This is a genomic window from Dietzia sp. DQ12-76 (genome assembly GCF_014145045.1).
In the GTDB taxonomy this organism is placed as follows: Bacteria; Actinomycetota; Actinomycetes; order Mycobacteriales; family Mycobacteriaceae; genus Dietzia.
Window position 1 is genome coordinate 226 of record NZ_JAALDV010000562.1, and the last position, 4,463, is coordinate 4,688.

The following is a 4,463-nucleotide window of genomic DNA, read 5'->3' on the forward strand; positions in this document are numbered from 1 at the left end:
GGCCCCCCGGGCTCAGCTCCGAGATGACCCCGGTCCCCGACCACGGGGAACACACCTATCGCGGATCGGACAAACTCCGGGGCATGAAGGCCCTGATCACCGGCGGTGACTCCGGGATCGGGCGAGCCGCGGCCATCGCCTACGCCCGCGAGGGCGCCGACGTGGCGATCTCTTACCTCCCGGAGGAGGAATCCGACGCCCAGGACACCCGCGGCTGGATCGAGGACGCGGGGCGACGGGCGGTCCTCCTGCCCTGCGACCTGCGCGACGAGACCCAGTGTCGGCAGATGGTCCGGGACGCGGCGCAGCAGCTCGGCGGACTGGACATCCTCGTCAACAACGCCGGCTATCAGCACGCGCGCGGCGAGGGTCTGGAAACCATGGACAGCGAGAACATGGACCGGGTCTTCAAGACCAATCTCTACGCGACGATCTGGGCGAGCCAGGAGGCGTTGGACCACCTCGGGCCCGGGTCGTCGATCATCACCACCGCGTCGATCCAGGCTTACCAGCCGGCACCGCCGCTCCTCGACTACGCGGCCACCAAGTCGGCGCTGAACAACCTCACCGTCAACCTCGCCTCCGAACTCGGGTCCCGGGGCATCCGGGTCAACGCGGTCGCCCCCGGTCCCATCTGGACTCCGCTGCAACCGGCCACCCAACCCGGCGAGAAGCTGGAGCAGTTCGGGTCGGACACCCCGCTCGGTCGCGCGGGCCAGCCCGCGGAGTGCGCGGGCGCGTTCGTCTTCCTCGCCTCGCCCTCTGACGCCGGCTACGTCTCGGGCACCGTGCTCGGCGTGACCGGCGGCAAGCCCGTCTTCTAGAGATGGCGGGCTCGACGCGCAGTACGCCCCTGGAGGACTACGCGCTGCTGTCCGACCTGCGCACCGGAGCGCTCGTGTCGCGGGACGGGAGCATCGACTGGCTCTGTCTGCCCAGATTCGACTCCCCCGCCGTGTTCTCGGCCCTGCTCGGTGGCCCGGAGGACGGCCGGTGGTGTCTGTCGGTGGTCGACGGTGAGGTGCTCGACCGCCGGTACATCCCGGAGACCTTCGTGCTCGAGACGACCTGGCGGTCCCCGTCCGGCACCGCCCGGGTGACCGACTGTCTCCTGCGGAGCGAGTCGCAGGGGGACCTGATCCGCCGGGTCGAATGCCTCGACGGCGAGGTGACCGTCGAGCACGACCTGCGCCTGCGGTTCGACTACGCACGGGCCACGCCGTGGACACGGGAGATCGCCAGAGACGGGGGGCACCGAGCGCTGTTGGCGCTGGCGGGGCCCGACGGCATCCTGGTGACCGGGCCGATGCTGCGGTGGCCCGACGAGGACGACGACGAGTCGTCGCCCAACGACGACACTCACGCCCGTACCGACGTGCGCGACGACGAACGGTCACAGGAAGGCGGGCGCGCCCGCCGGCTCGAGGGGACGTTCGACGTCCGCGCCGGAGAGCGGTTGGACTGGGACCTGACCTGGTTCCCCTCCCACGACGACGTGCCCGACCCGCCCGACGCCGAGGAGACCATCGCGGCGACCATCAGCGCCTGGACCGAATGGTCGTCGCAGCTGGAGGTCGACTGCGATCCCCGGCCCGAGGTGACCCGGTCGCTCCTGGTCCTGCGAGCGCTCACCAATCTGGACACGGGCGCCATCGTGGCCGCGCCGACCACCTCGCTACCCGAATACTTCGGCGGGGAGAGGAACTGGGACTACCGCTACACCTGGCTCCGCGACGCGGCCTTCACCATCGAGGTCGTGGTGGCACACGGACTCACCGAGGGCGCCGAGCTGTGGCGGGACTGGCTCCTGCGTGCGGTCGCCGGTGACGTCGACGACGTCAAGATCATGTACGGCGTGGGCGGGGAGCGGCAGCTGATCGAGACGGAGCTCGACCACCTCGACGGCTACGAGGACTCCCGGCCGGTGCGCATCGGCAACGGAGCCGCAGACCAGTACCAGGCCGACGTCGTGGGGGAGGTCATGATCGCCCTGCACGACCTGCGCGAGGCCGGCGTCCACGAGGACGAGTACACCTGGGGACTGCAGAAGGGGCTCCTGCGCTACGCGGAGAGACACTTCGACCGGGAGGACCACGGCATCTGGGAGATGCGCGGGTCGACCCACCACTTCACCCACGGTCGGGCCATGATGTGGGCCGCCTTCGACCGTGGCGTCCGCGCGGTCCAGGACCACGGGCTCGACGGGCCCGTCGAGCGGTGGCGTGACCTGCGGTCCCGGCTGGCCGAGGAGATCGACGAGCACGGATACGACTCCGAGCTGGGCAGCTTCACCCAGACCTACGACAACTCCGAGGTGGACGCCTCCCTTCTCCAGTTGCCCCACACCGGATTCCTGGACTACGACGACCCCCGGATGCTCGGGACGGTGGGGCGCATCGAACGGGACCTCGTCACCGAGGAGGGCTTCGTCCACCGGTATCGGGTCGACAGCGGGATCGACGGCCTGGAGGGCGGCGAGTACCCGTTCGTCCTGTGCACCTTCTGGCTGGTCGAGCAGTACGCCGGGAGCGGCCGCATCGACGATGCGCAGAGCCTCATGGAGACCATGGTGTCCCGGGGCAGCGACCTGGGGCTGTTCTCCGAGGAGTTCGACCCCGGATCCGGCCGCCTGGCGGGGAACTTCCCCCAGGCGTTCAGCCACATCGGGTTGATCCGGGCGGCAGACGCGCTGCAGGCGGCCCGGAAGGCACGAGAGGAAGGCGAACGATGACCACGTACGGGTTCCACGCCTCGCACGAACAGATCCCCCCGGGCAGGTTGTTGCGGGACGTCCAGCAGGCAGAACGGGCGGGCTTCCGGATCGCGATGTGCTCCGACCACTTCTCCCCCTGGTCGACGCGCCAGGGCCATTCGGGCTTCGCCTGGTCGTGGTTGGGGGCGGCACTGGCCACCACCGGCATGACGTTCGGCACCGTCTGCGCGCCCGGTCAGCGCTACCACCCCGCCGTGGTCGCACAGTCGTCGGCGACGCTGGCGGAGATGTTCCCCGATCGCTTCTGGGTGGCCCTCGGCAGCGGCCAGAACATGAACGAGCACATCACCGGCGACAAGTGGCCCGACAAGGCCACCCGGCAGGCCCGCCTGGAGGAGAGCGTCGACGTCATTCGCCGCCTGCACCGCGGCGAGGAGGTCACCCACCACGGTCTCGTCGACGTCGAGAACGCGCGGGTGTACTCGCTGCCGGAGACGCCGCCCCGGATCATGGGACCGGCGCTCACCCCGGAGACCGCCGCGCGGGCGGCGAACTGGGCCGATGGACTCATCACGATCAACGACGACCCGGAGTCGGTCCGGCAGATCGTCCAGTCGTACCGGACGGCCGGGGGCCGGGGTCCTCTCGCGCTCCAGGTCCACGTGGCCATCGAGGACACCATGAGCCGCGCCCGGGAGGTCGCCCGCGACCAGTGGCAGAACCACGCCGTGGACCCCCCGGTCGCCTACGACCTGCCCACCCCCGAGGAGTTCGACCTGGTCGCCCGGTACATCCCCGACGAGAAGATCGAGGAGACCGTGATCGTCACCGACTCGGTCGATCACCTCGTCGCCCGGCTCCGGGAGTTCGAGGAACTGGGATTCGACGAGATCTACCTGCACCACGTCTCCCAGGACCAGCTCGGGTTCCTGGAGTTGGCGGAGCAGGAGCTGCTCCCGGCGCTCGCTCGCGGTTGACCTGAGGACCAGACGACGTAACGTCGCCGTCATGGCCACTGAGATGTTGCACACGTACATGCAGGACCACCACGCCGGGGCCGCCGCCGGGGTGGATCTGTTCCGGCGGGTGGCGAAGGACCACGAGGACCCGGAGATCCGCGAGGTCGTCGCCCGCATCGGTGACGAGACGGAGGAGGACCTCCACAGCCTCGAAGAGCTCATGACCCTGGCCGGAACGGCGCCGTCGGCACTCAAGGACCTCCCTGCGCGCGCCGCGGAGAAGCTCGGTCAACTCAAGCCCAACCAGCGCTTCGCCCAGAGGTCGCCGCTCAGCGATCTGCTCGAGCTGGAGGCGCTCACGATCGCGGTCCGGGGCAAGGAGCTGGGGTTCCGGGCCCTGCTGGACATCGGCGACCCCCGGCTGCCCCAGCCCACCCTGGAGGCGCTGGTGGAGCGCGCGGTCGAGCACGGCGCGCAGCTGGAGAAGCTCCGGCTGAAGTGCACGGGAGCGCTTCGCGAGAGCTGAGCTGGGCTGGGCTGGGCTGAACCCCGGGCGTACCGTCTCGGGAATGAGGTTCTCGCAGGTCGACGTCTTCTCCCCCGTCCCGTTCCGGGGTAACCCCCTGGCCGTGGTCCACGACGCGGACGCACTGTCCGACACGCAGATGGCGACCATCGCCAGGTGGACCAACCTCTCCGAGACCGCCTTCCTTCTCGCACCCACCTCGGCCGGGGCCGACTACCGGGTGCGGATCTTCACCCCCACCGCCGAGCTGCCGTTCGCCGGCCAC

Annotated in this window: 5 protein-coding genes; all 5 read left to right on the forward strand. The window is 70.0% G+C overall.

The window, feature by feature from the left end; all coding sequences use genetic code 11:
• Positions 1-824: SDR family oxidoreductase (locus tag G6019_RS16755; RefSeq protein ID WP_182628111.1), on the forward strand; the 824-nt coding region annotated here is incomplete at its 5' end.
• Between the two features lie 2 nt (positions 825-826).
• Positions 827-2,731, forward strand: a complete 1,905-nt coding sequence (locus tag G6019_RS16760; RefSeq protein WP_182613238.1) for a glycoside hydrolase family 15 protein — start codon at positions 827-829, stop codon at positions 2,729-2,731.
• Positions 2,728-3,690 carry a TIGR03885 family FMN-dependent LLM class oxidoreductase gene (locus G6019_RS16765; RefSeq protein WP_182613237.1) on the forward strand — a complete coding sequence of 321 codons (963 nt, stop codon included), beginning with the start codon at positions 2,728-2,730 and terminating at the stop codon, positions 3,688-3,690. Before G6019_RS16760 ends, G6019_RS16765 begins: the two co-directional genes overlap by 4 nt.
• 31 nt (positions 3,691-3,721) lie before the next feature.
• On the forward strand, positions 3,722-4,198 hold the full coding sequence (locus tag G6019_RS16770; protein ID WP_107755266.1) for a hypothetical protein: 477 nt from the start codon (positions 3,722-3,724) through the stop codon (positions 4,196-4,198).
• A 43-nt stretch (positions 4,199-4,241) separates the two neighbouring features.
• Positions 4,242-4,463: PhzF family phenazine biosynthesis protein (locus G6019_RS16775; RefSeq protein ID WP_182628113.1), on the forward strand; the 222-nt coding region annotated here is incomplete at its 3' end.